Below are 26,797 nucleotides of genomic sequence, written 5' to 3' on the forward strand. Positions count from 1 at the left end.
TGTGAGACCCGGCCTCGGCCCGGCGTGTCACGGAACGCGTTCATGCACTTGCGCATTGTGACGCACAGGGTGGGGATGTCGCGCCTGGCGGCAAGGCCGTCCGGACGCATCGGGGCCCGTACCCGGGTGGGGTACGGGCCCGTCGCCCGGCGCGGTGCGCAGGGTGGTGGTGCGGTGGGGCTACCGGTTGATCACGAACTGCGAGCCGGGTTCGATCAGCACGTCGCCCTCGGCCGAACCGGTGATGGTGACGTCCGTCAGAGTGGCACTGCCCCGGGCGCCGCCCATGGCGAGGATGCCGGACCCGTTGTTGGACCTGTCGATCGTGACGTTGCTGATCCGGACGTCCGGCATGGCACCGCCGCCCGTCTTGAACTGGATGCCGTCGTACGTCGAGTCATGGATGTCGGTGTCGCGGATCACCACCCCCGGGATGTCCGGCCCCTGCGCGAACAAGGTGATGGCACCGAACTCCTGGTCCTCGTTCCAGAAGGCTCCGCCGGTACGGTGCAGCGCGTTGTTGGCGATGAGGGTCCGTCCGGAGAAGGGCAGCGGGTCGTGGTCGGTCGCCAGCATGATGCCCGGGTAGTTCATCGTGTCGTGGATCAGGTTGTTCTCGATGGTGTTGCCGTAGCCGCCGTAGACCGCGATGCCGTTGGCACGCCAGGGCAGCTGGACCGTGTTGTTGCGGAAGTGGTTGTCGTGGCCGATGTCGACGGACGGGTCCTTGACGTACTTGCTCGCCCAGACGGCCAGCGCGTCGTCGCCGGTGTTGCGCAGCGAGGAGTTCTCCACGAGTGAGTTGCGGGTTCCGTTGGCGAAGTTGACCCCGTCCGCGTAGGTGTTGCGGATTCTCATCCCGGTGAACTCCAGCCCGTCGGCGGGGCCCCACAGCTCGGGGATGTTGCTGTAGTCGCGGCCCACCCAGGCGCCCACGTTGGCGTGCTCGATCCACACGTTGCTGATCTTCGTGTTCTTGCCGAATCGGCCGTTCAGGCCGACACCTCCCTCGGCTCCGCCGTCGCCGCCGCGGATGGTGCCCGAGCCGAAGATGGCGATGTCCGAGATCCGGGTGCTGTCGTCGATGTCGAAGCCGAAGTTACCCTCGTGCGGGTGGTTGATGCCGCCCGACTGGTGCGGCGGGGTGAGGGCGTGGAACTGGGAGTGCCACATGCCGGCGCCTCGGACGGTGACGTCGCGGATGCCGACCTGGTTGTGCTGGCCGCGGTCGAGCGGGTCGTCGGTGAGGATCTTCTGCTCCTGCCGCCACTGGCCCGGCGGGATCCACACACAGTCGATCTGTCCGTTCTGGTCGGCGGTCACGGCCCGCTGAAGGGCGTCCGTGTCGTCGATCCCGTCGCCCGGGATCGCGCCGTACTCGGTGATGGAGACACAGCCCGCGGGCCGGTCGGTGGGCGGTGCGACCTGCTCCAGGTCGATCAGGTCGACGATGTAGAACGCGGCGGTGTCGTCGTTGTCGCGCTGGAGCCGGAAGGTGGTGCCCTTCGGGAAGCTCCGGCCGAGCAGGGCATGGGACTCGTCGAACAGTCTGCGGGCGTCGGCCTGCGGGGTGTTGGTGAGCCCTTCGGGCTGGTCGGTGTTGCCGTACAGCCAGCTGTGCTTGGAGCTGAGGCCGATCTTCCGCACGAACTCGCCGTCCGCGTACAGGCTCAGGGTGGCCTCGGTGCCGCCGCCGCCCGGGGCGTCCGGGATCGAGTTGCGTACGACGATCGAGTTGGTCGGTCCCGAGGAGGTGAACTGCACGTACTGGCCGGTGGAGTTGAGGCGGACGGACGTGCGGCCGGAGGACTCGGTGGCGAAGTTGGTGTGGCCGAACGTCCGCTTGGGGTCGGCTGTCAGGAGCGTTCCCTGGTAGGTGCCGTCCTCCGCCTCGTACTCGGTGTACGGCACGGCGGCGCCGCGGCCGACGACGAGGGAGCGGGTGAGGATGTTGTTGTTCTCGTTGGTCTCGGCGACTCTGTTGGTGGCATCCGCGGTCGCGGTGAGAATGTTCGGCCCGCCGGTGGCGGTCCAGGTGCCGTCGACGGTGACCGGAACGCTCGCGCCTGCGGCGACCGCCCCGGTCGTGCCGTCGAGGGTACGGTCGCCCACCTCCAGCCGGGTGACGGAGCCGGCGGGCGCGGCCGAGGTGCCCCGGTTGTGCACGGTGACCGTGAAGGAGACGGCGGCGCCGACGGCGGGGCTCGCCGGGTCGGTCGCGATCGCGCGGACCTCCAGGTCGGGTCCGGGGCTCTGGGCCACGGTCAGCTTGTCCGTCGCGGTGCGGCTGTTGTTGGTGTCGTCCTGTTCGGAAACGGTGTCCGTGGGGTCGACCACGGCGGACACGGTGTAGGTGCCCCGGGCCCGCTTGCCCACGTTCACGGAGACGGTCGCGGAGGCGCCGGCGGCGAGCGCGCCGACCGGGGCACTGCCGGCGACGGTGCCCTCGATGCCGACGTCCAGCGTGGTGGCGGGGGACGCGGCGGTGCCGGCGTTGCGTACGGTGGCGCGGACCGTGACGGCGTCGGACTCGGTGGGGGACGCGGGGGTCCAGGTGAGGTCGGTGACGACGAGATCGGGGTTGGGGGCGGCGGTGCCCATGACCTCCAGCTCGGCGATCTGGGCGCCGTATCCGCCGGAGTTGTGGGTGAATCGCAGCTGCAGGTCGGCATGGCGTCCGGTGACCGGGATGGTGACCGTGTTGCCGTTCGAGGCGGGATTGAACGTGTAGTCGGCGCGGGCCTTGATCGTGGTGAAGCCGCTCGCCGTCTGTTCGCGTCCGAGGACCTCGATGTTCTGCGTCCGGGTCTCCCAGGCCGCGTCGGGGTTGAGCTTCACGACGACGCCGGACAGATCGGCGTTCGCGCCCAACTGGACCGTGAGCGTGGCGGGATGGCCCGACGACTCCCAATAGGTGTTTCTCTGACCGTCGTTGGCATTCCTGGCCACGAACTGGTGCACCGTGGAGGAGGCCTGGACGGGCTTGTTCAGTGCCAGGTTGGTTCCGTCGGCCGGTGGCTGTTCGGGGTCGGTGCCGGCGTCGCTGTCGTAGACCTCGATCTCGGACAGCTGGGCGGCGTTCCAGCCGGTGTTGGCGGTCACCCGCACGCGGATGTGGCGCAGGTCCCGGGCGGCGAAGTCCACGGTGACCGTGTTGCCGTCGTCGGGGTCGAAGCCGCGGGCGGCGGAGGCGGACAGGGTGGTGAAGGAGGTGCCGTCGGTGCTGCCCTCCACGGTGAGGGTCTGGGTACGGGCCTCCCAGCCGGTGGGCAGTTTCAGGACCACCCGGTCGGCCTCGACGGTGCCGCCGAGGTCGACGCGTACCGGCTGCGGGAAGGACCCCGCAGGGCCCTCCCAGTAGGTCTGCTGGCTGCCGTCGGTCACGTTGGTGGCGGGGTGGCCGGGGTGGGAGCCACCGGCTGTGACGCTTTTGCCGAGTGCCAGGTTGGGCCCGCGGACGGCCGGCTGCGCGGCGATGGCCGGTGCGGGGTGGAGACCGACGGCGACCAGGCCGGCCAGGAGCAGGCCGGTGATCGTCCGGGGGCCGAATCGCTTCCGTCTCATGAAGTCCTCGTTCCACGGCGGGTGCTGGGGCGTGGTCGGGCGCGTGCGGGACGTACGGAGGAGCAGGACGTGCGGAGAAGCAGGACGTGCGGAGAAGCAGGACGGAGCCGGCCGGGTGCGGACGGGTGGCGGGGCAGGTGGGCATCCGTGCAGGCAGGGGGCACCTGCCACGGAATGCCGACCAGTCGTACGTCTTTTGCGGCCGTCAGTTCATTTCTTGCGGCTCCTGGAGTGAGAGTTTCGGTCTCCTGCCTCACTTGTCAATGGCATGGACACAACGAACCTCGACGGACCGGGGGCCGGACACGGCAGGGGCGCCGCCCTCCCGGACGACGCCCCTGCCCTGCACCGGTTCGACACGGGCCCGGAGCCCGCCCGGAGTCACTGATCCGTGTGGCCGACCTCCACCGGGTCGAACGCGATCCGGGTGCGGCCTCCGCCGCCGGCCCACACGACCTCGACCGTGCTCCCCCCGTCCACCCGGACCTCCTGGACCGCGTCCGTCAGAGGCCGCGGATCGGGTTCGGCGGTCAGACTGGCCAGGCTGACGTGCACGGACGTGCCGTGGGAGCGGCCACTGAGCCGGGGTACCCGGGCCCAGCGGGTGAAGGCCGTGCCCTGAGGGGCGCGGATCGGGTCCGCGGCGGGAGCGTCCCAGCCGTGCAGGCCGTGCAGGGAGGAGATCAGCGGCTCGTCGGGGCCGGTGGCCCAGCCGGTGTGCGTGACGAGGGAGTCCGCCGGTGCCCCCACCACCCGGTGCACCCGCAGTTCGTGACGGCCGTGGGCCACCGTGACGCTCTCCACCCGCAGGCCCGGCACCATCGGCGGGCCGCCGGCGAACACCGGCCGGTGCCAGGAGGCCGCCCAGCCCCACCCGTCGCCGTGTCCGGCACCCAGCGGGTGGACGCGGCGGCGGACGCTGGGCCGGCCGCCGACCACCACGGACAGGTGGTTGTCGGCGATGTTCCCGGTCGCGGTCGGGCCGGTGCGGGTCGAGTAGGCCTGGCGCCCGTAGTACGGGTCGTCCTCGGCGGCCGACTCCGCCTGGTAGGGGCTCACATGGTGGCTGCCGTGGTTGTGCAGACGGACGACTCCGTCGGCCCGGGTCGCCTGGACGAGCAGTCCGGGCGCGGGCAGGGCGAACACCCTGTCGGCCTCCTCCACCGGTGCCGGCTCCTCACGGTCCGTCCAGAAGGCGTGGCCGACGGGAGCGAGCAGGGTGACGAAGGCCTTCGACGCCCAGTACGGGGACGCCGGGCCCGAGTAGGTCTGCAGTACGGCGTCGTGCGGGCCGTGCCAGCCGAGGCTCAGCAGTCCGTCGTCGGTCAGCGCGCCCCGGTCGAGGAAGTAACGCAGGCTGCCGTCGGTGATGCGGCGCGAGACTCCCGGTGCCAGCGGGCTGTATCCGGTCACCGCGCCCAGCGCGACGGCCGACGCGGCGGCGAAACGGTAAGTGAGCGACCGTCCGTAGTGCATCGGTGCCCCGTCCGCGCCGAACATGAGGGCGAAGCCCTCCAGATGGGAACGCAGCCGGGAACCGTAGTGGGCCAGGGCGTCCGCGTCGCCGGAGAGATGGGCGTCGAGGACCGGGTAGAGGTGCAGGGCCCAGCCGTTGTAATGGTCGAAGGCCCGCATGTCCCCGTCGGTGTACCAGCCGTCGCCCTGGTACCAGCTCTCCAGGAGTTCCACCGCGCGCTGCCGGACCGCGGCCGTCTCGCTGTCGCCGCGGCCGACGGACTCCAGGAACCCGGCGACCGTGTACGGGAAGAGGTACCAGTTGTTCGGCGCGGGGGTGTGCCGCAGCGCGCCCCGCAGCCATTCCTCGGCTCGGTCCTGCACGCCGGGGTCGAGGTTCTTCCACAGCCAGGGGGCGGTCAGGCGCAGGCCGAGGGCGATCGACGCCGACTCGACCATGGGCTGGCCCTGCACCGTGAAGTCCAGGATCAGCGGCCAGGACTCGGTGTCGTCGCGGCCCGGGGTACGGGTGCCGGCGGCGAGTCCGCTCGCGTAGCGCTCGAGCCGGCCGTGGGGATCGTCCCCGTCCGCGCCGGCCACCCGGAAGGCGGCGGCCAGGAACGTCCTCGCGTACCCCTCGAGGCCGTCGGAGCGCACGCCCGAGCGGGAGGGACGCCCCGGCAGGTCCAGCAGGGCGTGGCCGGGGGTGCTCCAGCGCCAGGCCGCGGTGAGTAGCCCGTCCGCGGCGGCCTCCCAGTGGGCGCGGGTGTAGCCGGTGTGCGGGCTCAGGTCGCGGTTCTCCGGGGGCAGTTCGAAGGGGATGCTCATGCGAGGAAGGCCAGCCTTTCGCGTCGCACGGGGTGGCGGAAGCCGTCGCCGGCGGCCCAGCTCGCGATCTCGGCGAGCGCGAGATCGGCCAGGCGGCGCAGCTCGTTGCCCTGGGAGCCGGCGAGGTGGGGGGTGAGCAGGACGTTCTCGCACCTCCACAACGGGTGGTCGGACGGCAGGACTTCGGGTTCGGTGACGTCGAGCACGGCACGGATGCGGCCGGCCAGCACCGCGTCGGTGAGCGCGTCCTGGTCGACGACGGCGCCGCGGGCCGTGTTGACGAGTACGGCGTCGGGCCGCATGGAGTCGATCAGTTCGCGGCCGACCAGGCCACGGGTCTCGGGCAGCAGCGGGGTGTGCACGCTGACCGTGTCGGAGAGCCGGAACAGCTCCGCCAACTCCACTCGGCGCACACCGAGTTCGGTCGCGCCTCCCTCGTCGACGTACGGGTCGTGGAGCAGGACGTCGACATCGTGCGGGCGCAGCAGGTCGATGACGCGGCGGCCGATGAGGGAGGCCGACAGGATGCCCACGGTGCGGCGGTGGTTGCCGGTGGAGCGGTCGGGGCGCAGCCGGTCGGGCCGGGCGCGGGCGGTGCGGTAGTCGCGTGCGCTTTCCAGGACCCGCTTTCCGGTGAGAAGGATCATGGCGAGGGTGTACTCGGCGACCGGCACGGCGTTGGCCGCGGCGGCGGAGGAGACCTCGATGCCGCGCTCCCAGCAGGCGTCGGTGACGTGGCCGCGTACGCTGCCCGCGGCGTGCACGACGGCGCGCAGGCGGGGCGCGGCCCGCAGGACCTCGGCGTCCAGGGGCGGGCAGCCCCAGCCGGTGACCAGCAGGTCGACGTCGGCGAGCACGGCGCGCGCCTGGGGGGTGGTGAAGTCGTCCAGCACCGGGAGGGGTGCCGGATCGCACAGCGCGGCGAGGGCCGCGTGCGACTCGGCGTCGAGGACGGCCGAGGCGACGTCGGGGTGCATGGCCAGTGCGGCGCGGGGTCGGAGGGCGGGGCCGGGCGGGTGCTCGGTCATGGTGGGGGCGGAACTCCTTCCATGAGCGGGTCGCTTCACGGCGCCGGCGGTCGGACCGCTGCGCCGGAAGCGCTGGAGCAGGGCGAAGGCGAGGATGAGGGGCACGACCGTCAGGAGCAACCCCATGATGCCCACGGGGCAGTACTCGGGCGCGACGGACACCGGACTGTTCCCTGTGCAGAGGCCGGGACCGATGGGGTACAGGCCCCGGTCGGACAGTGCGCGGCCCCCATGGAACTGAGTACCGGGCGCAGGGCGTAGTCGATGGCGAGGACGTGGGCGGTGGAGCCGCCGGTGGCGAGCGGCAGCACGCTCTTGCCCGCGAGGGCGTACTGCGGGAGCAGGTCGAGCAGCGACTTGAGCAGGCCCGAGTACGCGGCCTTGTGGACGGGCGTGCCGATCACCACGGCGTCCGCCCGCTCGAACAGGGCGGCCGCCCCGGTGATCGCCGGGTGCCGGAAGTCGGCGCCGAGCAGCGCCTCGGCGGGCAGCGTCCGCACGTCCAGCGGCGTCACCTCGTGGCCCTGCCGCCGGGGCCTGTCGTCCAGGTGGCGCAGAAGCCGTGCGGTGCGGGAGGTGGTGGAGGGCTGCCGGAGACGGACAGGATGGTGGCCTTGGCGAACCTTTCGGGAGCGGGGCCCGCACCGGCGTGTGCGGCTCGTCACGCGGCCGGGACGGGCGGCGGTCGGTTCAGCGCACGGCGGTCACCTCGACGGCGAGATCGTTGTCGACGGTGTAGTACGGGCGCACGGCGGCTTCGCCGACGGTGAGCGCCGGGTACACGCACACCGTCTTGCGGTCGGCCATGTCGTCGAGGAGCCGGCCGACCCGGACCGGCGGGACACCGGCGGCGGGCCGGAGGAAGGCGTCCCAGACCTGGCCACCGGGCGCCCCGCCGGTCAGCTCCCCGAAGGGCGCGGTGAAGGAGAAGGCGCTGCCCTCGGTCCGCAGCGGAAAGGAGCGCGTGGTGCCCTTGTCGCCGCGCAGCCGGAGCAACGCGGTGGCGTCGTCGGACAGTTCGGCGCCGTGCAGGCGTGCGTGGACCGTCATCGCACCGTCCGCGAGGTCGAGGCGGCCGGCCTCGGCGTGGACGGGGCGCAGCCAGGCCCGGACCGCCAGGAACCCGTCCTTCGTGGCGTAGGGGACCCGGACGGCCACCGGGGACGGCCGCTCCCGCAGGCTTCCGTCGACGAGGGCGCGCAGGTCCCGCAGCCCTGGGCGCAGCCGTTCCCGTACGGCGTCCGGTTCCCTCATCAGATACGCGTCCCAGCGGCCCTCGGCGAGGGCCGACAGCGGTTCGAGCACCGCGCGGAGGTCGCCGTCGCCGCCATGGGGTTCGAGGTCGAGGAGGTGCGTCGGCTGTTCCGGCGTGTTCTTCTTCGGTCTCGGCACCAGGGCCAGCCGAGGGCGCCCGGCCGGGCGGAGCGCGACGCGGAAGGTGGTCCGGCCGTCGGCGTCGACCGTGCAGTGGGCGCGCGGTTCGCCCGTGTCCTGTGCGGCGGTGCTCATCGGCGTCCCTTCCGTAGGGTGCGCAGCGCCTCGGAGGCGGCGGCGAGGGCGAGGTCGGCGGCGGCGTGGCCCTGGCCGGACAGGGTCCGGTGGGCTCGGCCGCCGTCCGGTGCGGGGCGCCGACCGGTGCTTCTGGCCGCCACGGCCTCCCCGGCGAGGCGTTCCGCCTGTGCCACGACGGGTCCGGGGGCGTACCGGCGGGCGTTGTCGAGGGCGGCCCTGCCCATGCGGCGGCGCCGTTCGTCGTCGCGGACGAGGTCCAGCAGGGCCTCGCCGAGGGCGTCGGCGTCACCGACGGGCACGAGCCGGCCGTCGACGCCGTCCTTGATGATCTCGCCGGGTCCGTAGGGACAGTCGGTGCTCACGACGGGCAGTCCGCAGCGCATCGCCTCGACGATGGTCATGCCGAACGGCTCGAAGTTGGACGCGGCCACGCCGATGGAGCCCTTGACCCACTCGGCCTCCATCGGCGTGGCCGCGCCCATGAGGAAGACGTTGTTCCACAGGCCGAGCGACTCGATCAGGCGGCGCAGCCCGGCCTGTTCCTCGCCTTTGCCGTAAATGCGCAGCTGCCAGTCCGGGTGGGCGGCCGCGACCCGGGCGAACGCCTCGATGATCAGGTCGTAGCGCTTGACCGGGACCAGCCGGCCGGCCGCGACGACCACCTTGGCAGTGCCGTCCGCGGTGGGCAGCACGGGGTCGGGGACGCTGTTCGGGAGGGCCTCCACGCGCACACCGGGCAGCCTCATCCTGCGCCGGTAGGAGTCGGCGTCCGCCTCCGTGACGGTGGTGAGCACGTCGAGGCGGCGGTAGGCGCGGCGCAGCGTGGTACGCAGCCGGGGCGGGTGGTTGTTCAGGGTGAGGTGCTCCTGGCCGACGCGTACGACGTGCTCGGGGGCCTGGAGCGCGAGGTGCACGTTGAGTCCCGGCCGGGTCCCGATGACCACGTCGGCGTCGATGGACTCCAGGCATTCGGCGATCCGCTGATCCGTCAACTCGCTGTACTGGTGGTAGCGGTACTCGGCCGACGGGAACACCTTGGCCGGTCTTCGGTGCCGGGGATCGTCCTTCTCTCTCCTGAGATCCACCAGGGGCCGCAGCCGCACGTCGGGGTGCGGGGTGAGGTGGGGGTGCTCCCGGTGCCGCAGCACGGAGACGATCTCCACGTCGTGCCGTTCGGCCAGCGCGGCGGCGAGGTTGAACGTGGTGGTGATCGTGCCTCCGATGCCATAGGCGTTGTGGATCAGGAAAGAGATCTTCATGGCGGACTAGAGCGCTTAAAGCGTTCAGAAGTTGTCTGCTGTTATCGCTTTGTTGGCTCGAGTTACGCCTTCTGGCCGAAAATTCCGTCTGGTCACCGCTACTGGGGCCGGCCGGCCGACGGTGCCGTCGTGCCCGGCGGCTTGATCTGCATGCCGGGGCGGCGGCGGTGCACGGTCAGGTAGGTCAGTCCCTGCTCGCCGGCGGCGAGAGCGCGTGTGGAGCCGTGCGGAAGCCAGGTCAGGGCGCCCGCACGCAGGGGCCGCGTTCCGTCGGGCGCGGTCAGCGAGCCCTCGCCGGCCAGGACGAGGAGGAGTACGTCGAGGTCGGGCTCACGGTGGGTGTCGACCTGCCGGCCGGGTGGAATGCGTACGACGTTGGCGTCGAGTTGCCGGCCGGACTCCGCGAGCCGCCACAGGGCGCCGGCCGGCGCGTCCTCGAGCGCCGCCAGCGCGGCCGTGTCGCACAGCGTCCGGGGCAGCGGGATCTCGCCCCCGCGCCCGGTGGTGGCGTCGCCGCCGTCTGCCGTCATCGGGTGTCACCGTCCTGTGCGTCCTGTGCGCGGGAGCCTCTCAAATAGGAATTTAGCATGCATATTTGAAACCCGGCCGCGCCAGGGCGGGCAGTTGGTGGCGCCAGGAGTACCAGAGCTCGGGGAATCCTGCACGAGCAGGACCAGCGGGCCGGTGCCCTGCTCCACCAGACAGGTGCGGCCCGCGGGCGGGGGGACCAGCCGGTGGGTGACGTCGTGCTGGGGCTGCCGCGGTGACATACCTGCTCCCGTGACTCGCGGCCCGTCCCGCGCCGGGACCGCGCTTTGAGCAGGGAGGCAGGAGCGGGTGAGGACGGAGCGTTGTTGCCGCTTCGGCCGGGTCACTCCCACGGGGCGCCTCCGCCCTCGACAGGCAGGCTGAGCGGGCCGGGCACCGGGTCGGCCGTGAGCCGCGGGCCCTCCGGCGCGGCCGGAGCCGGTGGCTCGCCGCCTGCCTCGTTGAACGCGGTGAGTGCTTCGACGAGCGCCACGCGTTCCTCGGGGGCGAGCCGTTCGACGATGGCGGCGATCTCGGCGCGGCGCCGCGCGGTGACGTCCTCGACGATCCGCCGGCCCTCGTCGGTCAGCCTCAGCATTGTCTCTCGGCGGTTGGCCGGATTGGTATGCCGTGCGGCGAGTCCGGCCGCGATCAGCCGGTCCACCATGCGCATCGCGGTGGACGGGGCGACGTGGAGCAGCTCGGCGAGGGCGACCAGCTTGGTGTCACCGCGGGTGGACAGGACCGCCAGCATCCGGAACTGCGGCAGGGTCACCCGGTCCCCGACCGCGCCCAGGGACCGCGCGGAGACCGCCACGAGCAGCCGTGAGGCGGTCAGGACCGCACGGGTGACGGCGTCGACGTCGTCACCCGTCCCGGCGGGAACCTCACGCTCCGGCATGGGTCCTTTGTACCTCGCCCTCGTCCGGCCCGTACGCCGCCAAAGCCGCGGCTCAGCCGCCGGACGGGGGCGGGTTCCCGTCGCCGTGCCGGTGGTGGCGCAGCAGGAGCATCGCGGCATCGTCGCCGGGCGGCCCGCCGACATGCCGGACCAGGTCCTCGCGCAGGGCGTCGAGGGCGCGGTGCGTGTCGGGCTCGTTCAGCAGATGCGTGCGCTCGCCCAGGGGATAGAAGCGGCCGTCCTCGTCACGCGCCTCGGTGACTCCGTCGGTGTACAGCAGCAGTTGCTCGCCGGGCTCGAACCTCACCCCGAAGGGATCCGGTCCTTCGGTGCCGTGCGCGGTCAGGCCCAGCGGCAGGGCGTACGACGGCGGCTCCGGGAAGTCGACGCTGCCGTCGCACCGTACGAGCACGGGGGGCGGGTGCCCGTAGTTCAGAAGGGTGAGGTCCCGGCCCACGTCGATCTCGGCGAGGACGGCGGTGACGAACCGCTCGCCCTCCAGTTCCCGGGCCACGCTGCGTTCCACCCGCTCGCCGACCCCGGCCAGGTCCCGCTCGTCGTAGGCGGCCTCCCGGAAGGCACCGAGCACCACGGCGGCCGTCTCCACCGCGGCCAGCCCTTTGCCCTGGACATCGCCGACGATCACCCGGACCCCGTGCGGCGAGGCCACCACCTCGTACAGGTCGCCGCCGATACGGGCCTCGGCGACGACGGACGTGTAGGAGACCGCCACCTGGAACGCCCCCGCGTTCAGCGGCACCGGCCTCAGCAGCACGCGCTGCGCGACCTCCGCGATCGACCGCATGCTCGCCAGTTCCGCCTCACGGCGGGAGCGCATGACCGCGGCCGCGATGCCGACGCCGGTGACCCCTGCCACGGACGCCATGGCGCCGTACCCGCGGCGCTCCGCGAACAGCCCGTTGTACAGACCCAGTCCCACGCACAGCAGCAGGGCCAGTACGCCGATCACCGCGGTACGGCGCCAGCCGCCGACGAGTCCGGCGAAGGCGGGGCCGACCGCGACCAGGGGCAGCAGGCCCACCCCCGGTCCGACCACGACGTCCACGATCGCGATCACCACCATCACCACGACCGGCATCCAGGACAACGGGGTCTGGCTCATTGGCGGTTTCTCGTCGGTCATGACCTGCTCCAGCGGTGTCGAGGCACTCGAGAGCCGTCCGATTCCTCCGTAGACGCCCCTCCCCCGCCGTTAGACTACGCAATGGTCGTGGGCACGTTCCGGCCCCCCGCCTCGGACCTTTGTGCAATCGAGTCCCACCGGTCCGGACGACGGCATCCGGGGCCCCGGGCCCCTGGCCTGACGATTTCGTGCTGTGGGATGATCCTGCCCGGGGTCCTGGTGCGAGTGAGCTGAGGTGTGTTCGACGGGCTCCCTCACCGGAGAGGAACGAACGGACGTGACCGCGCAGCGACCTGACGGCGAGACGCCGGAGGACAGGGACAGGACGCCGTCGGTGCCGGACGAGGTCTGGCAGCGGTTCCTCACGGACAACGAACGCGCCATTCGCGCCACCGCCCCCGTCGAACCCTCCGCCCTGCAGCGGACGTCGGGGTGGCAGCCGCAGCCGGTCGTCATGGACGCCCGCGGCCGCACGGAGGAGCAGGGGGCCGACGCCACGGGCGCCGTCGGTGACCTGTGGCACCCCGACGACCCGTGGGAGGGCCCGTCGTGGCGGGACCTGGACGGGCGGGCCAGGGCGCGCCGGGTCTGCCGGGTCATCGGCACGGCCGCCGCGATCGCGCTGGTCCTGGGCGCCTGGTCCCAGCTGTCCACCGGCGCGGGCACCCCGAGCCAGGGGCCCGGCGACACGGTGCTGCAGCAGTCGGAGGACATCCCCGCGGAGCTGCCCACGGCGACGTCCGTTCCCTCCGGCCTCGCCTCCCCGTCCCCGACCACGTCGGCGGTACAGGCGGGCTGACACACTGCCGGCCCCGCCCGCCGAGCGGCGATACGCGGCCCGGCTGCGACACTCGGCCGGCGGCGCACCCGCGCCGGGCGACGAGCGGCAGCCGGGCGGTACGGAGCCGGTCAGCCGCCCAGCGCCGACAGCACCACCGTCCTGGCCTCCTCCTGCACCCGGCGGAGGTGGCCGGGGCCCTGGAAGGACTCGGCGTAGATCTTGTACACGTCCTCGGTGCCCGAAGGGCGGGCCGCGAACCAGGCATTGGCCGTGGTCACCTTGATCCCGCCGATGGACGCGCCGTTGCCGGGGGCCTCGGTGAGGACCGCGGTGACCGCCTCCCCGGCGAGGGTGTCGGCGGTGACCTGCGCGGGAGAGAGCTTCGCCAGGCGGGCCTTCTCCTCCCGGGTCGCCGGAGCGTCGATCCGCTCGTAGGCGGGCTCGCCGAAGCGGGCGGTGAGCGCGGCGTAGTGCTCGGAGGGCGTCTTCCCGGTGACCGCGGTGATCTCGGAGGCGAGCAGCGCGAGGAGGATGCCGTCCTTGTCGGTGGTCCACACCGAACCGTCGCGGCGCAGGAAGGAGGCTCCGGCGGACTCCTCACCGCCGAAGCCGAGGGTGCCGCCCGCCAGTCCGTCGACGAACCACTTGAAGCCGACCGGCACCTCGACCAGTTCGCGCTTCAGATCGGCGGCGACCCGGTCGATCATCGCGGAGGACACCAGTGTCTTGCCGACACCGGCCCCGGCGGGCCACCGCTCGCGGTGCGCGTAGAGGTACTGGATGGCCGTGGCGAGGTAGTGGTTCGGGTTCATCAGGCCGGCGTCCGGGGTGACGATGCCGTGCCGGTCGGCGTCCGCGTCGTTGCCGGTGGCGATGTCGAAGCGGTCCCGCTGCGCGATGAGGGAGGCCATGGCGTGCGGCGACGAGCAGTCCATACGGATTTTGCCGTCCCAGTCCAGGGTCATGAACCGCCAGGTGGGATCGGTGAGAGGGTTGACCACCGTGAGGTCGATGCCGTGCTGTTCGGCGATCCGGCCCCAGTAGGCGACGGACGCCCCGCCCAGCGGGTCGGCCCCGATGCGGACGCCTGCCGTACGGATCGCCTCCAGGTCCAGCACGCTCGGCAGGTCGGCGACGTAGGCGCCGAGGAAGTCGTGGCGGCCGGTGCCGGGGGCGGTGAGGGCGCGGGCGTAGGGGATGCGCCGGACGTCCTCGAGGCCGCCTTGGATGATGGCGTTGGCCCGGTCCTGGATCCAGCCGGTCGCCTTCGAGCCCGCGGGGCCGCCGCTGGGCGGGTTGTACTTGAAGCCGCCGTCGGCGGGCGGGTTGTGGGACGGGGTGACGACGACGCCGTCCGCGAGGCCGGTGGTGCGGCCCCGGTTGTGGGTGAGGATCGCGTGCGAGACCGCGGGGGTCGGCGTGTAGCCGTCGGCGCTGTCGATGAGCACCGTGACTCCGTTGGCCGCGAACACCTCCAGGGCGGTGACCCGCGCGGGCTCGGACAGCGCGTGGGTGTCGGCGCCCAGGAAGAGCGGGCCGTCGGTGCCCTGGCCGGCGCGGTACTCGCAGATGGCCTGGCTGGTCGCGGCGATGTGGTCCTCGTTGAACGCGCCCGCCAGGGACGATCCCCGGTGCCCCGACGTTCCGAACGCGACACGTTGTCCCGCGTCCTGGGGGTCCGGGTGCACCGCGTAGTACGCCGTGACCAGCCGAGCGACGTCGACGAGATCCTCGGGGCGGGCCGGGCCGCCCGCTCGCTCGTGCTGCATGTGCCCACTCCTTGGCAGGGGTTGATTCTGCGCTTGTGGACACATCCTTCCTCTTCGGGGCCGCACCGCGCGAGTGGAACCGCCCGGCTCCGCACCGCCCCTGGGTCAGATGCGTCCGCCGGTCATCCGCGTGAAAGGACCGTGGCTGTGGCGTTCCGCGCGGCGCCCCACCGCGTAGGACGCGGCGCTCAGCACGGTCAGGCCCGCGCCGACACCGGCGGCGACGAGCTTGCGGTTCGTGAGGACCGTCCAGGCGGTCACGGCGGTGGCGGCGACCTGACCCGAGGTGGCGACGACCTGACCCGAGGTGGCGACGACCGCCCGGCGGCCCGCCTCGACGCCCTTGGCCGCGCTCTGCACGGCACCGTTCGCCGCTCCGGCCGCGCGCTCGGCGCCCGACCTGGCCGCTGACGCCGCGTCACCCGCCTTGGTGGCGGCACCGCCCGCCGCCCGCTCGGCGGGAGCGGTCGCCTTCTCCGTGGCGTTCCGGGCCTTGGACGCGGCGGTCCGGGTGGAGGTGGTCTTCTGATTCGCGCTCTTGTTCTGTTCACTCATGGACACCGACTTGCCGCTGAGCCCTTCGGCAAACCCGCCCGGTCGCGGAAGTCCCGCCCCGCGGGCGACGCCGGGATGCGTTCCAGGACACCGCCCGCGAACACGTCGTACAGCGGCAGCGTCTCCAGGTGGACATAGCCGATGTGGCAGTCGCAGCTGGTGAGGGGGCAGGCTCGCGGCTCCAGGGCCGCCCGGTAGCTGCCGTCGTAGAGGTTGCCCAGCTCGCTGGGGACGAAGTGGCAGCGGCGGACCGTGCCCTGGCCGTCGACGGAGATCACGGACTCCCGTACCGGGATACGGCCGGTCCTCCTGGACGCGTTGCTCGGGCAGCACGACGCGCCGTGGCTGGCCGCGCTGGAGGCCGACGGGCCGTCCCCGCTCGACGGGCCGGCCCAGGTGTGCCGCAGCGCCAGCTGATGGTGGCCCTTCGAGAAGGGGACGGTGGTGTGCGAGCGCCCGGCCTCCCTGCACCGTGACGAGGCGGGCCGGCTGGACCACGGGGACGGCCCGGCCCTGGAGTTCCCCGACGGGTTCGCCCTGTGTGCCTGGCGCGGCATGCCGGTGGAGCGTGCCTTCCTGGAGGAACTGCGCACCCTCACGCCGGAGCGGCTCCGCGCCGAGGAGAACGCCGAGATGCGCCGGGTGATGCTGGAGTACTACGGCTACGACCGCTACCTGGCCGATTCCGGGGCGCAGCCCGTGCACCGGAACGAGACGGGCATCCTCTGGCGGGTCGAACTCGACGGCGACGAGGCGGTGGTGATGGTGGAGGTCGTCAACTCCACACCGGAGCCCGACGGTACCCACCGCACGTACTGGCTGCGGGTGCCGCCGACGACGCGGACCGCCCGGGAGGGAGTGGCGTGGACGTTCGGGCTCGAGCCCGGGATGTACGAGCCGCTGCAGCAGACGTGAGGCCGGCCCGCCGTCCGCAGGGCTGAGTTCACCTCCAAGGGGTAGGTGAAAGAAGGAACCGACAAGAGACCATCGGGCCACCGGGAACGCGGTCCCGTGGAAAGGAGCCCCTCATGGCCGGAATCGTGGAGCGCATCAAGCGGTTCGCCAGGAGCCCTCAGGGACGGCGCGCGACCGAGCAGGCGCGACGTGCCGCGGCCGACCCCCGGCGCCGGGCACAGGGCCGGCGACTGCTGGGCAAGCTCCGCGGCGGCCACCGCTGACCGTCTCCGTCGCCCGTCGGCGCGGTCCGGGGTCCGTGAAGTCCCGGGCCGCGCGGTGGTGACCGGACCAGGAAGGACCCTCATGGATGAACCGTCGGTTCGCGCTGTGGGCTGGGCGCGTTCCCTGCCGATGGGCGGTGAGGTGAAGGCTGCCCGGGACTGGGCCCGGGAGCACCTCGACGCCCTGGGATGGACCACCACGGCGCCCGAGACTGCGGACGCCGTGCTGCTGACCGTGTCGGAGCTGGTCACCAACGCCCACATACACGCCCGCAGCAACGCCCAGTTGACCCTGTCCCGCGACGACAACTGTCTGCACATCTCCGTCCACGACACGTCGGCCGAGCTGCCGGCCCGCCGCAGTCCGGGGACCGAGGGCACCGGCGGGCGCGGCATGCTCCTCGTGGATGCCCTGGCCGACGAGTGGGAGAGCCGTCCCTGTCCCCACGGCAAGTCGGTCACCGCCTGCTTCCGCGGGCCGCGGACCGAGGAGGCGCCGGGGGCGGAAGCGAAGCACTGACCGGACCGCTGCCGGCGGGGCGGCCTTCGCTCTGAGCGGTGGCGGCCCGGTGACGCGGGCCCCGCGCGTCGGCCCGGTCGGCCGAGGCTCAAGGCCTAGAGACGTCAAGGCGCGTCCCGGAGTCAGGCGCGGGTGCCGTTTTGGCCGGGCTCCGGCGTGACGACCTGGCCGAGGGTGCGGCGGCGTTCCCACTCGGCGGCCTCGGTCTCGCAGAGCCCCGCCAGCCTGGCGAGCATGGCACGGTGGCGGACCTGGATCAGCGCCTCCACGGCCAGATTGTGCAGTCGGCCGCCGACGCCCCGCAGGGGGTGTTCATCCACGATCACCAGGCACTCCTCCCCCCAGGGCCGCAGCTCGATGGCGATCCGCGCCGTGCCCAACGCGCCTGCCCAGGCCTCGAGTTCCAGGACCTCGCCCCACTCACAGCGTCGGACGACCGTCTCGTTGGACAAGCGAACGGGCCCCAGCCGCGCCTCGTACCGGATCGCCGCTCCGAGCCGGGGCCACTGCCCCCGAACCGACTTCGACGACGAGGTCCCCACCACCCAGTCCGCATAGCGGCTGCCGTCCGCGAGGACGTCCCAGACCGTCTGCGGGCTCGTCCTGATCAGATGATGCCGAACCGCCACTACGACCTCCCGGGTCCAAAGCTGTACGGGCGCACCAGCCGGCACCGAGTGCCCGTCCGCGGATGCGTCGACACATGTCAGCCGTCGGTGCCCCGCCCGGGTACCGGCGGACGCGCGCGCTGCCCGCGCCGTGCGGGCTCGCCGGGCGCCAGGGCCCAGCGGATGCCGGCGGTGACAGCGGTGCCGAGCGGGTGGACGAACACGCCCTCGGCGGGCGGCACCCGGGGCAGCCGCAGCGCACGCGAGGCCCAGAGGGGCAGCAGCGACACCGCGCCGGCCGCGAGGGCGCCGTACGGCAGCCGGGCGAGAACCGGCACGGGCGGGTGGAGCAGCAGGAAGCGCGTCACGCTGCGCGCCTCGGGCGTGGAGCGCAGCTCGCCCCGGTAGGCGGCGAGCCGGTCGGTGAGCTCGGCGCGGTTCGTCGGCGGGTCGGGCACGCCGAGCGCGGTGGCGATGCGCGCCATGTCCTCGACGTACGCGTCGCAGCCGGCGGCATCCAGCGGTCGGACGCCGAAGCGCTGGTGGGCGCGGAGGAAGCAGTCGACCTCCGCGATGTGCACCCAGCACAGCAGATGGGGGTCGGCGGCACGGTACTCCTGACCGTCGGAGGTGGTGCCGTGCACCGTCGCGTGCACGGCCCGTACCCGGTCGACCGCCCGCTGGGCGCTGTCGGCCGGGCCGTAGGTGGTCATGGAGAGGAAGGCGCTGGTCCGCTGGAGGCGCCCCCACGGATCGCCGCGGAACCCCGAGTGCCCCGCGACGGCGGCCATGGCCAGCGGATGGAGCGACTGGAGCAGCAGCGCCGACAGCCCGCCGATGAACATCGAGGCGTCCCCGTGCACCTGCCGGACGGGGCGCTCGGGACCGAACCAGCGCGGGCCGGGCGCGCCGTGGATACGGGCACGGTTGTCGGGGCCGTCCGGTCCCGCCACCCGGGAGAAGATCGCGTCGCCGATCCGGTCGCGCAGCACCCGGCCGTTGTCCGAAAGGAGTCCCATGGCTCGCACCGCCTCCTTGCGCCCGCGACGACCGGCCGGCGCATGACCGGCCGGCGCCCCACCACTGTGCCTGCTCCTACGCCTGCCCGCTCCCCGTCCAGTACCCGCGATCCGCCAGGTCACGGCGCCCGTCTCACTCCCTCCCGGGCACGCCTCACGGAACATCCTCCCTCCAGTCGAACACCCTCCCGTCCCCGGCTCGGGGCACATACACGGCACGGCCGCCCGCGCCGTAGCGGCCTATCTCGGTGGGCAGCCCGACACCGCCTCGCAGTTCCGTCCCGGAACGGTCGGTGATGTCCAGCAGCAGACCGTCCAGCGGCCCGCCGGCCAGTTCCGCGTACGACCGCCCGTCGCGCGGTCCCGGATCGTCGTGGTCCGCCCCGTAGACCCGGCCGCGCATGAACTCCAGCTCGTCCATACCGGCAGAATGGCATCCCCCACTGACAATCGCCGCCCCGTACCGGAGCGGAGTCGGGGCTTTTGGGCCTGCCCCGCGTCCGCTCCGGCCGGGCGGTGCGGGAAGTCAGCGGGCGTCCGTCCAGCTGTGGGCGACGTCGATGACGAGGTGGTCCTGGAGCTGCAGCACCCGGAACGGCAGCCGGGCGCGCACGCCGAGCCCGATCTGGGTGTCGCCCTCGAAGCCGGCGGCGAACCGGGTGTCCCTGAAGGTGCGGTACCCGGCCGGGTTCACACCCGGCAGCGGCTGTCCGGCGCGGGCGGGATAGGTGGGCTCGCCGGTCTCGGGGGCGTAGGACGGTGCGGCCACCCGTACTTCGAGGACGGCGCCGCCGGCGACGGGGATGTGCGTGCCGGAGCCGTCCTGGTGCAGTCGGTCGACGTACCGGACCGTGTACCCGACCGCTCCGGCGCTGCCGCCGCCCGCGCCCGGCAGATCGACGACCATCCGGTCGTAGCAGTCGTGGCGGCCGGTCCTGACGTTGCGGACCGGTGTGGTCGTGGCGGTGTCGGCCGTGTCGCTCTTGGCCAGGCTGCCCCAGCCGGTGGGGCAGGCCGTGGACGGGGGCGTCGCCGCCGGAGCGGCGGACGGGGCGGCGACGGCCGGGGCCACCGCCGTACTCAGCGCGGCACCTACGAACGCCAGGGTCACGTAGATGGTTCTGGTTTGCATGATTTCCTGCCCCAAGGGTTGCATCCTGCTGATATCGGGTGAGACGACCGGGTTCACCCAAAGGTTGCGCTCTTGTGGGCAGATCCCGTTTCACGGCCGGGCACGTCCACAGCATGTCCGGTTCATGCCCGGGGCGCCTCCCGGGACGGGCCCGGGGCCGTTCCCCGCCGCGCCGGGGCACCGGCATGGCACATCCTGGTGGGGAGCGAACGAGGTCCTGTGCGTCCGCACCGGAAGGACGCGAGAGGGAAGAGGCAGCCGCCGTACCCGCCGGAGAGCGGGCGGAAGACCGGCGCGGCAAGGGGCGGAGCCGAAGACTCGGGGCGGATCGAGGATGTACTCACGCAGCCCGTGGTGTCACCACTGAGGGCGGTCGCCGCACCCCGCGCCGGGGCGCTGTACCACGTCGTACAAATGGCCGGTGTGCTCACCGAGGCCGTCATCGTCAGGGACGTGTGCCGGGCGGTCTCCGAACAGCCGCTGCCCGCCGTTCGGGGCCTGGGATCGAGGCGGTTCGCCGCACGCTCGCGCACAGCGGCACGGCCTCGGTGGAGGAGCTCGCCGACCAGCTGGTCGGAACGGCCCACAGGGCCGAGGACCGGCCCGACGACGTGGCGCTGCTACTCACGGCTTACCACCGGGCGACGGGGGCCTGACCTCCGCCGCGCCGTGGAATCCTGGCTGCCGGTGACCGGAATCATGGCCTCCGTCACAGCCGTCCGCGCTTCGTAATGATCGACTCTGCGGATGCACAGCATCCGCACGCTTACCGCCGTAACCGCCGGTGCCACCGGTACCCTCGCCGGCGTTCTTTTACTCACCGCCTGTGGCTCCGAGAGAGCGACACCGGGGGGTGCGGGCCCGACGGACGACGTAGCGGCCTCCGGTTCCTCCTGCGCCGCGCCCCCGCCCGGTGACCCGTCCGGCCTGGAGCGTGACGGGGTCCGGATCACCGGTTTCACCCCCGGCGCCGACGGCTGCGCCCGCTTCGAGATCACCCATGAGGGCACCGAGCCCCACACCTACACAGTCACGTTCACCGTCCTCTCCGCCTCGGGAACCGCGCTGGACAGCGTCGTGCGGACCGTCGGATCCGTGGCGCCCGGCCGAACCGTCGAGGGCCCGGATCCACTGGAGGGGACGAGGTCGGGCATGCAGGAGGCGAGCGGCCTCAGCATCTCGCAGGTGCGCAGCGTCCCGGCCGACGAGGCCCCCTCCAGCGCGGGCCCGTGCCCGGCCTCCGGAGTGCGGGTGTACGCCGACGAGGGCAGCGCCGCCATGGGCCTCAGGGCGCTGTCCGTACACCTGGAGAACTGCGGCAGCGGTCCCTACGAACTGCACGGCTATCCCGAGGTCCAGCCCCTCGACGAGGAGCACGAGCCCACCGACGGCGTGCAGGTCCTGCACGGTGGCGACGCCATCGCGAGCGGCACCGGGGCAGAGGGAGAGCCGCAGCCGCTCGTGCTGGCCCCTGGCGAGAGCGCTCGGGCCGGGCTGGTGTGGCGCAACACGGTGCGGCACGGCACGGCCGTCCACGCCCCCTACGCACGGGTGCGGGCGAAGCCCGGCGCGGACTGGGTGACGGTCGTCCCCGAGCTCGACCTGGGCACGACGGGCAGGCTCGGGGTCGGTCCGTGGAAGAAGAACGCGGAGGAGGACCGGACACCTCCCTCCGGTCTGCCGCCCACCGCGCTCCCCACCTTCTCCGGCCTGCCCGCCCATCCCTGAGTCCGTTCCCCCGACCCCGCTCCCCGCTCCCCGCTCCCCGCTCCCCGCTCCGAGATGCCGGGGTGATCCGGCCCGCATGTAATGGAGGCGAGGCCGGGAGCGGCTCGGTCTCGGTGGATGACCGGGGCCGAGGAGATCACGTCCATGCCTTCGAAGCGCGGCGGGGACGAAGGGGTGGGCGGGCCAAGGGCGGGGCGCTGCGGCGGCTGGACGAGTGGTGCGCCCGGCACTTCGTGATCGTCTTCCTGGCCTGGCTGGTGGCCCTGGTGGCCCTCCAGGTGACGAGCCGCTCCGTCGGCGGCACGTACTCGGACAACTTCACACTGCCGGACTCCCAGTCCCAGCAGGGCGTCGAGGTCCTCCAGCGGCACGATCCGCAGGCCGGCGGGTACAGCAGCCAGATCGTGCTGCACGACGGGCGGCAGCAGCTCACGGCGTTCGGCTCGCAGATGTCCCCCGCGGTGGCCGATCTGGAGAAGCTGCCGCACGTGCTGTCGGCACAGAACCCGCTGTCCGCCGCCGGGTCGTCCTCGTCGTCCACGGGTTCCGGCTCCTCGCAGCCGGATGTCGGCCCCCTGTCCTCCGACGGGAGGACGGGCTACATCACGGTCCGCTTCGACGTCCAGCCCTCCACCCTCGGCGACGGCTACCTCGACGGAGTGGACGACGCCGTGCAGCCGCTGCGGGCGGCCGGGGCGCAGGTCGAGTACGGCGGTCCGCTCGGCGAGCCGGCCAGGCCGGCGCCCGACGACCGGGTCAGCGAGCTGATCGGCTTCGCCGTGGCGATCGTCGTCCTGCTGATCGGGGTCGGCAGTGTGATCGCCGCGGTCATTCCCCTGCTGACGGCGCTGATCGCGGTCGTCGGCGGTCTCGCCGTGCTCGGCCTGCCGACGGCGGCGTTCACCTTCGCGACGGCCTCGCCGACGCTGGCCACGATGATCGGCCTCGGCGTCGGCATCGACTACGCGCTCTTCCTGATCACCCGGTACCGGCAGGACCTCATGGACGGCCGGGTAGCGCGTAGGGCCGGGTGGCGCGGACGTCCCGGGTGCCGGGCATGCGACGGCGGCAGGTCCCGGGGGACCTGCCGCCGTCGTACCGCGCCCGCACCTCACCCGGCGGGACGTTTCGGTTCAGCTGTGCCGTGCCGGATCAGCCGAGCCGCGGGGAATCAGGCGCGTCGCACGCGGCGCAGGAGCACGACGCCCGCGACGAGCAGGACGGCGCCCAGCGCCGCCGGCCAGAGCTGGGCTCCGGTGTCCGCCAGACCGCCGTTCACTGCCTGCGGCTCGGTGGAGTCCGCGGCAGCTGCCTGCTGTCCGCCGTCGTTGGTCGCCGTGCCGACGCCCGGCGTCGCCTGGCCGGCTCCGTCGTCGTTCCGACCCGCGCCTGCCACGTTGTCCCCCTTGGCCGAGGCCCGGACCTCGGGCTGCTCGTCGCCGGGCGGTGTGGTGGCGTCGTCATCCGCGGGCTCCTCGGTGGCCGGGGCGTCGGCCGGGGGCTCCGAGGGGTTCTCCTGCTGGTCGTCACCGTCGTCGCCGGGCTTGCCACCGTTGTCACCCGGCTGCTCGGCACCGTTGCCGTTGCCGCCCTTGTCCTTGCCGCCCTTGTCCTTGCCGCCCTTGTCGTTGCCGCCGTTGCCGTTGCCGCCCTCGTCGGGGGCCTCGGGCGCCTCGGTGGGCTCCTCCTCCGGGTCCTCACCCGGCTGCTCGCCGCCGCCGGCGCCGGAACCGCAGATGCGGCCGCTGTTGATGCAGTCGACCATCTCCTGCATCAGGTCCTCTTCGAAGACGTTGATGAAGTCGCCGTGGTCGGTGCCCGGCTTGTGCAGCTGCTCCGGGAAGGAGTCCACGGCGAACAGCGGGGTCGTCGCGCCGCCGTCGTTCAGGCTGGGCGCGTCGACGTCGTAGACGATGCGCTGGACCAGCTGCGGCACGGGCGTGAAGCCGGACGGGCAGTTGCCCTGGGCGTCCACGAACGCCATGTGCGTACGGTGGTTGGCGCTGTCGATGTTGCGGCCGTCCCAGCAGCTCTGGAAGTCGAAGGTACGGACCACATCACTGCCCTGCGGGCACAGCGGGTACTTGTCCGCCAGCTGCCGGTCCTCGAAGCCGGTGCAGCTCCAGGACGCGTTGGCGTTGGCGGGGCCGTTCACGAAGGACTTGGCGTCACCGGTGATGATGCGCAGCAGCTTCGGCATGGCCGTGACCTCGCCCTGCGGGTTGCCCACGAAGGTCAGCGTGACCTCCTTGGGAGTCACGATCTCACCGGCGTTGCCCTCGATGCCGCCACCGGGGGAATTGGCGTCCTGCTCCTCGGTGCCGTTCTGCAGCCGCAGCACGGGCCAGTAGTACGACGACCTGTCGCTCTGGTCCTCGCAGGTGGTGTCGGCCGCCGCCAGCTCCTCGTCGCTGGAGAAGGCGTTGGTGGCCTGGTTGCCGATGTAGTCGTGGAAGTGGTGCGCGCCGTTGGCGACACCCGGGGCGGCGATCACGTTGTCCGAGTTGAACAGGCCGTTCTCGTTGACGCCGCAGCTGCTGACGAAGGTGCCCTTCGAGGCGTCGCCCGACTCGGCGGGCTTGGCCGCGTTGGGCTGGATGCTCTTGATGTCCACGAAGTCCGCGGCGACGGGCCCGTTGCCCGCCTGGCCACCGTTTCCTCCGCCCTGTTCGCCCTCTGCTCCTTCTTCTCCCTGTCCGCCCTCCTGGCCGTTCCCGTCCTGGCCGTCGCCGGGCTGGGCGGACGCGTTACCGGAGTCGACCACGGAGCAGTCGGCGAGTTCACCGAGGCCCTCGGGACGGTCGCCCTCCTGCTCCATGGCGCCCGAGATGCGGTCGAGGGTCGCGGAGCGCTCCTCCTCGAGCGGGCCCACGACCTTCTCGTCGGCGACGCCGGGGTCCTGCTGAATGGCCGGGGCGGACTCCGCCAGGCGCTGGTAGGCCTGGGCGATCTGTTCGTCCAGCGCCGCGAGTTCCTTGTCGACGGCCGGCCGCGCCTTCTCGGGGACCGTGGTCAGGTTGGTCCCCACGTCGGGGCAGTCGATGGTGGCGCCACCGAGAACCCGTGCCTGACCGGCTCCGTCGGCGTCGTCCTCCGTCGCGGAAGCGTAGACATTGGCCGCCATCAACCCCCCTCCGCCCAGGATCAGCGCGACCGCTGCGAAGGTCGCGCGCTGTGGCCCTCGGGGGCGTCTGCGTGTGTTGCGTGCCAAGGCAGTACTCCTACGCTTCTGTCACGGGGGGTGGGCATGAAATTCCCACGCCTCATACGTAGGTGCTCCGCGGTGCGTTCAAGTGCCTCACGGTTTCTTCGAAGAATCTCAGGAACCCTCAGGCACACCCGAGCCCCTGGGTCCCGCCCGACTTGGCCTGCACGGCGGGGACTTCGGGGGCCGGGCAGTGCAAGGAACGGCTGGTCAGCCGAAGTTCACGTCACTGCACGGGAAGTACGTCTGGTCCATGTGCGAGGCCTGCCAGATCGTGCAGACGACATGGTGGCCGCTGTAGCCGGACGTGCTCACCGGGATCGAGTAGTTCCGGCTCGGGCCGTACGAGCCGGTGGTGGCCACCGGTTCGAGGTCGTCCAAGGTCAGCGGCTGAGTGGTGGGGTCGAAGCCCTGCCGGGTGACGTGGACGAGGAAGTAGTCCGCGCCATGGCTCGCCTGGTCGTACAACCGGACGGTGAAACCGCTGTCCACGTCGGCGGTCTGCCAGGCGCCCACCATCTCGATGGAGTTGTAGCCGACCGCGCGCCCCTGCCCGTCGTCCAAGGCGAAGGCCAGTCCGGGCTCCAGGTGCACGTAGGGGGAGGCGAAGATTGCCGGGAGGATGCTCGGGTCGCGGTACAGGGGGCGGCCGTCCTGCCCGCTGTACGCGGTGCGGATACAGATGTCGTCGAGGGCCGGCCGGTCCTCACGCCGGTACGGGCGAATCGAGGGAGGCAAGATCATGCCCGGCATCCCGTATTGGATGGGAGTGCTCCCACGACCCTGCCGTCATCCCGGCCACTCCGCGCCCGGGATGACGGGCCGGCGCGGCCCGGACGTCAGTCCAGCAGGCCGGCGGCGAGGGTGGCGCCCAGTTCCCAGCACCGCTCGATGGCGGCCTTGTCGGGTTCGCCCGTGACCGTCACGGCGTCGGCGGCGCGCCGCCAGCCGAGGCCCTTGGTAACGGATTCGATCCCCCGCACCGCCCCGGTGACGTCGCTGCCGCCGTGCACGTAGTAGCCGAAGGGCCGGCCCCTGGTGGTGTCCAGGCACGGGTAGTAGACCTGGTCGAAGAAGTGCTTGAGCGCCCCTGACATGTAGCCGAGGTTCGCCGGGGTGCCCAGGAGGTAGCCGTCGGCTTCCAGGACGTCGCCGGCGGTGGCGGACAGGGCCGCCCGCCGTACCACGCGGACATCCTCGATCTCCGGGGCCGTGGCACCGGAGAGGACCGCTTCGAACATCGCCTGGCAGTTGGGCGAGGGCGTGTGATGAATGATCAGCAGAGTCGGCACACCCCGACCCTGCCGTGCCGGCCGGCACCCCCGCAAGCCGGTCCGACGCGCCGGAAGGAGCGGCGAACGGTTGTGGGGGCCCGCCGGGAATGGCACGATGCGCGGCATCGGTACACGGAGACGGGGTGCGTCTTGGTCGACGAGAATCGCAGGTCACCGGCGGCAGCGGTGTTCGACGCGCTGGGCAGCGACTACGAGAAGGCGTTCGCTTCCTCCGAGGCCCACCGGGCCTCCCTGGCGTGGCTGCGGAAACGGCTGCCGCCCGGCAGCCGGGTCCTGGACGTGGGCAGCGGTACGGGCCGGCCCACCGCCGCCACGCTCGCCGCGGCCGGTCACCGGGTGCTGGGAGTCGATGTGTCTCCGGTGATGGTGGAGATCGCGTCCCGGCAGGTGCCCGACGCCGAGTTCCGGTGCGGTGACATCCGCGAACTGCCGCTCGAGGAAGGCTCGTTCGACGCCATCTGCCTGTACTTCGCGCTGCTCCAGATGTCCCGTGCCGAGCAGTCCGACCTGCTGCGGCGGCTGACCCGGCTCCTGCGGCCGGACGGTCTGCTCGCGCTGGCCACCGTGCCCCTGGACGTGGAGGGCTTCCATGGTGTCTTCATGGGGCAGGACGTGCGGATCACCAGCTTCGACGCCCAGGGCGTGACCGGGATGGTGCGCGATGCGGGGCTGACGGTGCTGTCGGAGAACAGCGTGATGTTCACCCCGACCCACCCCGACGCCCGGCCGGAACCCCAGCTCTTCCTGCACTGCCGGCGCGAGGGGACGGCCCAGGCCACCTGACGCGG

General features: G+C 72.5%; 22 protein-coding genes and 5 pseudogenes. 7 read left to right on the top strand and 20 right to left on the bottom strand.

Annotation, left to right across the window (positions count from 1 at the left end):
- Window positions 1-180 precede the first annotated feature (180 nt).
- From ACFPZI_RS09400 to ACFPZI_RS09445, 10 genes and pseudogenes are all read right to left on the bottom strand, one after another.
- Complete coding sequence (locus tag ACFPZI_RS09400) at window positions 181-3,564, bottom strand: CARDB domain-containing protein (RefSeq protein ID WP_381360782.1); 3,384 nt, start codon at window positions 3,562-3,564, stop codon at window positions 181-183.
- A 381-nt stretch (window positions 3,565-3,945) separates the two neighbouring features.
- Window positions 3,946-5,847, bottom strand: coding sequence for a DUF2264 domain-containing protein (locus tag ACFPZI_RS09405; RefSeq protein WP_381360783.1), 1,902 nt, complete (start codon window positions 5,845-5,847; stop codon window positions 3,946-3,948).
- On the bottom strand, window positions 5,844-6,875 hold the full coding sequence (locus ACFPZI_RS09410) for a hydroxyacid dehydrogenase (protein WP_381360910.1): 1,032 nt from the start codon (window positions 6,873-6,875) through the stop codon (window positions 5,844-5,846). The genes ACFPZI_RS09405 and ACFPZI_RS09410 overlap by 4 nt, the downstream gene beginning before the upstream one ends.
- Window positions 6,876-6,985: 110 nt before the next feature.
- A pseudogene (gene ssuE, locus ACFPZI_RS09415) lies at window positions 6,986-7,482 on the bottom strand (NADPH-dependent FMN reductase).
- An 83-nt stretch (window positions 7,483-7,565) separates the two neighbouring features.
- The gene (locus ACFPZI_RS09420) at window positions 7,566-8,384 is read right to left on the bottom strand and encodes a transferase (protein ID WP_381360786.1); all 819 of its coding nucleotides are present in this window, start codon (window positions 8,382-8,384) and stop codon (window positions 7,566-7,568) included.
- On the bottom strand, window positions 8,381-9,646 hold the full coding sequence (locus tag ACFPZI_RS09425) for a glycosyltransferase family 4 protein (RefSeq protein ID WP_381360789.1): 1,266 nt from the start codon (window positions 9,644-9,646) through the stop codon (window positions 8,381-8,383). The genes ACFPZI_RS09420 and ACFPZI_RS09425 overlap by 4 nt, the downstream gene beginning before the upstream one ends.
- A 98-nt stretch (window positions 9,647-9,744) precedes the next feature.
- A complete protein-coding gene (locus ACFPZI_RS09430) occupies window positions 9,745-10,176 on the bottom strand; it encodes a hypothetical protein (RefSeq protein ID WP_381360791.1) in 432 nt (143 codons plus the stop codon).
- A 64-nt stretch (window positions 10,177-10,240) separates the two neighbouring features.
- Window positions 10,241-10,416: pseudogene (locus tag ACFPZI_RS09435) on the bottom strand (alpha/beta hydrolase); the annotation flags it as partial.
- A 101-nt stretch (window positions 10,417-10,517) separates the two neighbouring features.
- The gene (locus ACFPZI_RS09440; protein WP_381360793.1) at window positions 10,518-11,075 is read right to left on the bottom strand and encodes a MarR family winged helix-turn-helix transcriptional regulator; all 558 of its coding nucleotides are present in this window, start codon (window positions 11,073-11,075) and stop codon (window positions 10,518-10,520) included.
- Between the two features lie 52 nt (window positions 11,076-11,127).
- Window positions 11,128-12,219, bottom strand: coding sequence for a PP2C family protein-serine/threonine phosphatase (locus ACFPZI_RS09445; RefSeq protein WP_381360795.1), 1,092 nt, complete (start codon window positions 12,217-12,219; stop codon window positions 11,128-11,130).
- A 277-nt stretch (window positions 12,220-12,496) separates the two neighbouring features.
- On the opposite strand from ACFPZI_RS09445, the gene ACFPZI_RS09450 reads away from it, so the two are divergent.
- Complete coding sequence (locus ACFPZI_RS09450) at window positions 12,497-13,018, top strand: hypothetical protein (RefSeq protein ID WP_381360798.1); 522 nt, start codon at window positions 12,497-12,499, stop codon at window positions 13,016-13,018.
- A gap of 110 nt (window positions 13,019-13,128) precedes the next feature.
- On the opposite strand, the gene pgm is transcribed toward ACFPZI_RS09450, so the two are convergent.
- The 3 genes and pseudogenes from pgm to ACFPZI_RS09465 form a co-directional block, all read right to left on the bottom strand.
- On the bottom strand, window positions 13,129-14,769 hold the full coding sequence (gene pgm / locus ACFPZI_RS09455) for a phosphoglucomutase (alpha-D-glucose-1,6-bisphosphate-dependent) (protein WP_381360800.1): 1,641 nt from the start codon (window positions 14,767-14,769) through the stop codon (window positions 13,129-13,131).
- Window positions 14,770-14,874: 105 nt separating this feature from the next.
- The gene (locus tag ACFPZI_RS09460) at window positions 14,875-15,324 is read right to left on the bottom strand and encodes a hypothetical protein (RefSeq protein ID WP_381360803.1); all 450 of its coding nucleotides are present in this window, start codon (window positions 15,322-15,324) and stop codon (window positions 14,875-14,877) included.
- Window positions 15,321-15,611 (bottom strand): annotated as a pseudogene (locus tag ACFPZI_RS09465) (hypothetical protein); the annotation flags it as partial. The gene ACFPZI_RS09460 and the pseudogene ACFPZI_RS09465, both read right to left, overlap by 4 nt.
- 7 nt (window positions 15,612-15,618) lie before the next feature.
- On the opposite strand from ACFPZI_RS09465, the pseudogene ACFPZI_RS09470 reads away from it, so the two are divergent.
- The 3 genes and pseudogenes from ACFPZI_RS09470 to ACFPZI_RS09480 form a co-directional block, all read left to right on the top strand.
- A pseudogene (locus ACFPZI_RS09470) lies at window positions 15,619-16,239 on the top strand (DUF6745 domain-containing protein); the annotation flags it as partial.
- Between the two features lie 113 nt (window positions 16,240-16,352).
- Window positions 16,353-16,502 carry a hypothetical protein gene (locus ACFPZI_RS09475; RefSeq protein WP_381360804.1) on the top strand — a complete coding sequence of 50 codons (150 nt, stop codon included), beginning with the start codon at window positions 16,353-16,355 and terminating at the stop codon, window positions 16,500-16,502.
- Window positions 16,503-16,584: 82 nt separating this feature from the next.
- Window positions 16,585-17,022: an ATP-binding protein gene (locus tag ACFPZI_RS09480; RefSeq protein ID WP_381360807.1), complete on the top strand. Its 438-nt coding sequence runs from the start codon at window positions 16,585-16,587 to the stop codon at window positions 17,020-17,022.
- Between the two features lie 122 nt (window positions 17,023-17,144).
- On the opposite strand, the gene ACFPZI_RS09485 is transcribed toward ACFPZI_RS09480, so the two are convergent.
- The 4 genes from ACFPZI_RS09485 to ACFPZI_RS09500 all read right to left on the bottom strand — a co-directional run bounded on the left by ACFPZI_RS09485 (window position 17,145) and on the right by ACFPZI_RS09500 (window position 19,784).
- A complete protein-coding gene (locus ACFPZI_RS09485) occupies window positions 17,145-17,651 on the bottom strand; it encodes an SRPBCC family protein (RefSeq protein ID WP_381360809.1) in 507 nt (168 codons plus the stop codon).
- 77 nt (window positions 17,652-17,728) lie between these two features.
- The gene (locus ACFPZI_RS09490; RefSeq protein ID WP_381360812.1) at window positions 17,729-18,649 is read right to left on the bottom strand and encodes an oxygenase MpaB family protein; all 921 of its coding nucleotides are present in this window, start codon (window positions 18,647-18,649) and stop codon (window positions 17,729-17,731) included.
- 154 nt (window positions 18,650-18,803) lie between these two features.
- The gene (locus ACFPZI_RS09495; RefSeq protein ID WP_381360815.1) at window positions 18,804-19,070 is read right to left on the bottom strand and encodes a hypothetical protein; all 267 of its coding nucleotides are present in this window, start codon (window positions 19,068-19,070) and stop codon (window positions 18,804-18,806) included.
- A gap of 105 nt (window positions 19,071-19,175) precedes the next feature.
- A complete protein-coding gene (locus ACFPZI_RS09500; RefSeq protein WP_461111852.1) occupies window positions 19,176-19,784 on the bottom strand; it encodes an AMIN-like domain-containing (lipo)protein in 609 nt (202 codons plus the stop codon).
- A 744-nt stretch (window positions 19,785-20,528) separates the two neighbouring features.
- Between ACFPZI_RS09500 and ACFPZI_RS09505 the strand changes: the two genes are divergently transcribed.
- Complete coding sequence (locus tag ACFPZI_RS09505) at window positions 20,529-21,509, top strand: DUF4232 domain-containing protein (RefSeq protein WP_381360820.1); 981 nt, start codon at window positions 20,529-20,531, stop codon at window positions 21,507-21,509.
- Between the two features lie 197 nt (window positions 21,510-21,706).
- Window positions 21,707-22,537 (top strand): annotated as a pseudogene (locus tag ACFPZI_RS09510) (MMPL family transporter); the annotation flags it as partial.
- Between the two features lie 143 nt (window positions 22,538-22,680).
- Here the strand turns inward: ACFPZI_RS09510 and ACFPZI_RS09515 are convergent.
- From ACFPZI_RS09515 to ACFPZI_RS09525, 3 genes are all read right to left on the bottom strand, one after another.
- A complete protein-coding gene (locus tag ACFPZI_RS09515) occupies window positions 22,681-24,633 on the bottom strand; it encodes a DUF1996 domain-containing protein (protein WP_381360823.1) in 1,953 nt (650 codons plus the stop codon).
- A gap of 291 nt (window positions 24,634-24,924) precedes the next feature.
- Window positions 24,925-25,458: a lytic polysaccharide monooxygenase gene (locus tag ACFPZI_RS09520; RefSeq protein WP_381360826.1), complete on the bottom strand. Its 534-nt coding sequence runs from the start codon at window positions 25,456-25,458 to the stop codon at window positions 24,925-24,927.
- A gap of 95 nt (window positions 25,459-25,553) precedes the next feature.
- On the bottom strand, window positions 25,554-26,006 hold the full coding sequence (locus ACFPZI_RS09525) for a flavodoxin family protein (RefSeq protein WP_381360829.1): 453 nt from the start codon (window positions 26,004-26,006) through the stop codon (window positions 25,554-25,556).
- A gap of 132 nt (window positions 26,007-26,138) precedes the next feature.
- Between ACFPZI_RS09525 and ACFPZI_RS09530 the strand changes: the two genes are divergently transcribed.
- Complete coding sequence (locus ACFPZI_RS09530; protein ID WP_381360832.1) at window positions 26,139-26,792, top strand: class I SAM-dependent methyltransferase; 654 nt, start codon at window positions 26,139-26,141, stop codon at window positions 26,790-26,792.
- Window positions 26,793-26,797: the final 5 nt, after the last annotated feature.

This window comes from Streptomyces chlorus, assembly GCF_042655885.1.
Taxonomy (GTDB): domain Bacteria; phylum Actinomycetota; class Actinomycetes; order Streptomycetales; family Streptomycetaceae; genus Streptomyces; species Streptomyces chlorus.

Excerpts from the sequence above, each read along its gene's own strand:
- ACFPZI_RS09400 (WP_381360782.1), bottom strand. The coding sequence starts at position 3,564 with ATGAGACGGAAGCGATTCGGCCCCCGGACGATCACCGGCCTGCTCCTG.
- ACFPZI_RS09405 (WP_381360783.1), bottom strand. The coding sequence starts at position 5,847 with ATGAGCATCCCCTTCGAACTGCCCCCGGAGAACCGCGACCTGAGCCCG.
- ACFPZI_RS09410 (WP_381360910.1), bottom strand. The coding sequence starts at position 6,875 with ATGACCGAGCACCCGCCCGGCCCCGCCCTCCGACCCCGCGCCGCACTG.
- ACFPZI_RS09420 (WP_381360786.1), bottom strand. The coding sequence starts at position 8,384 with ATGAGCACCGCCGCACAGGACACGGGCGAACCGCGCGCCCACTGCACG.
- ACFPZI_RS09425 (WP_381360789.1), bottom strand. The coding sequence starts at position 9,646 with ATGAAGATCTCTTTCCTGATCCACAACGCCTATGGCATCGGAGGCACG.
- ACFPZI_RS09430 (WP_381360791.1), bottom strand. The coding sequence starts at position 10,176 with ATGACGGCAGACGGCGGCGACGCCACCACCGGGCGCGGGGGCGAGATC.
- ACFPZI_RS09440 (WP_381360793.1), bottom strand. The coding sequence starts at position 11,075 with ATGCCGGAGCGTGAGGTTCCCGCCGGGACGGGTGACGACGTCGACGCC.
- ACFPZI_RS09445 (WP_381360795.1), bottom strand. The coding sequence starts at position 12,219 with ATGACCGACGAGAAACCGCCAATGAGCCAGACCCCGTTGTCCTGGATG.
- pgm (WP_381360800.1), bottom strand. The coding sequence starts at position 14,769 with ATGCAGCACGAGCGAGCGGGCGGCCCGGCCCGCCCCGAGGATCTCGTC.
- ACFPZI_RS09460 (WP_381360803.1), bottom strand. The coding sequence starts at position 15,324 with ATGAGTGAACAGAACAAGAGCGCGAATCAGAAGACCACCTCCACCCGG.
- ACFPZI_RS09475 (WP_381360804.1), top strand. The coding sequence starts at position 16,353 with ATGGCCGGAATCGTGGAGCGCATCAAGCGGTTCGCCAGGAGCCCTCAG.
- ACFPZI_RS09480 (WP_381360807.1), top strand. The coding sequence starts at position 16,585 with ATGGATGAACCGTCGGTTCGCGCTGTGGGCTGGGCGCGTTCCCTGCCG.
- ACFPZI_RS09490 (WP_381360812.1), bottom strand. The coding sequence starts at position 18,649 with ATGGGACTCCTTTCGGACAACGGCCGGGTGCTGCGCGACCGGATCGGC.
- ACFPZI_RS09495 (WP_381360815.1), bottom strand. The coding sequence starts at position 19,070 with ATGGACGAGCTGGAGTTCATGCGCGGCCGGGTCTACGGGGCGGACCAC.
- ACFPZI_RS09505 (WP_381360820.1), top strand. The coding sequence starts at position 20,529 with ATGCACAGCATCCGCACGCTTACCGCCGTAACCGCCGGTGCCACCGGT.
- ACFPZI_RS09515 (WP_381360823.1), bottom strand. The coding sequence starts at position 24,633 with ATGGCGGCCAATGTCTACGCTTCCGCGACGGAGGACGACGCCGACGGA.
- ACFPZI_RS09520 (WP_381360826.1), bottom strand. The coding sequence starts at position 25,458 with ATGATCTTGCCTCCCTCGATTCGCCCGTACCGGCGTGAGGACCGGCCG.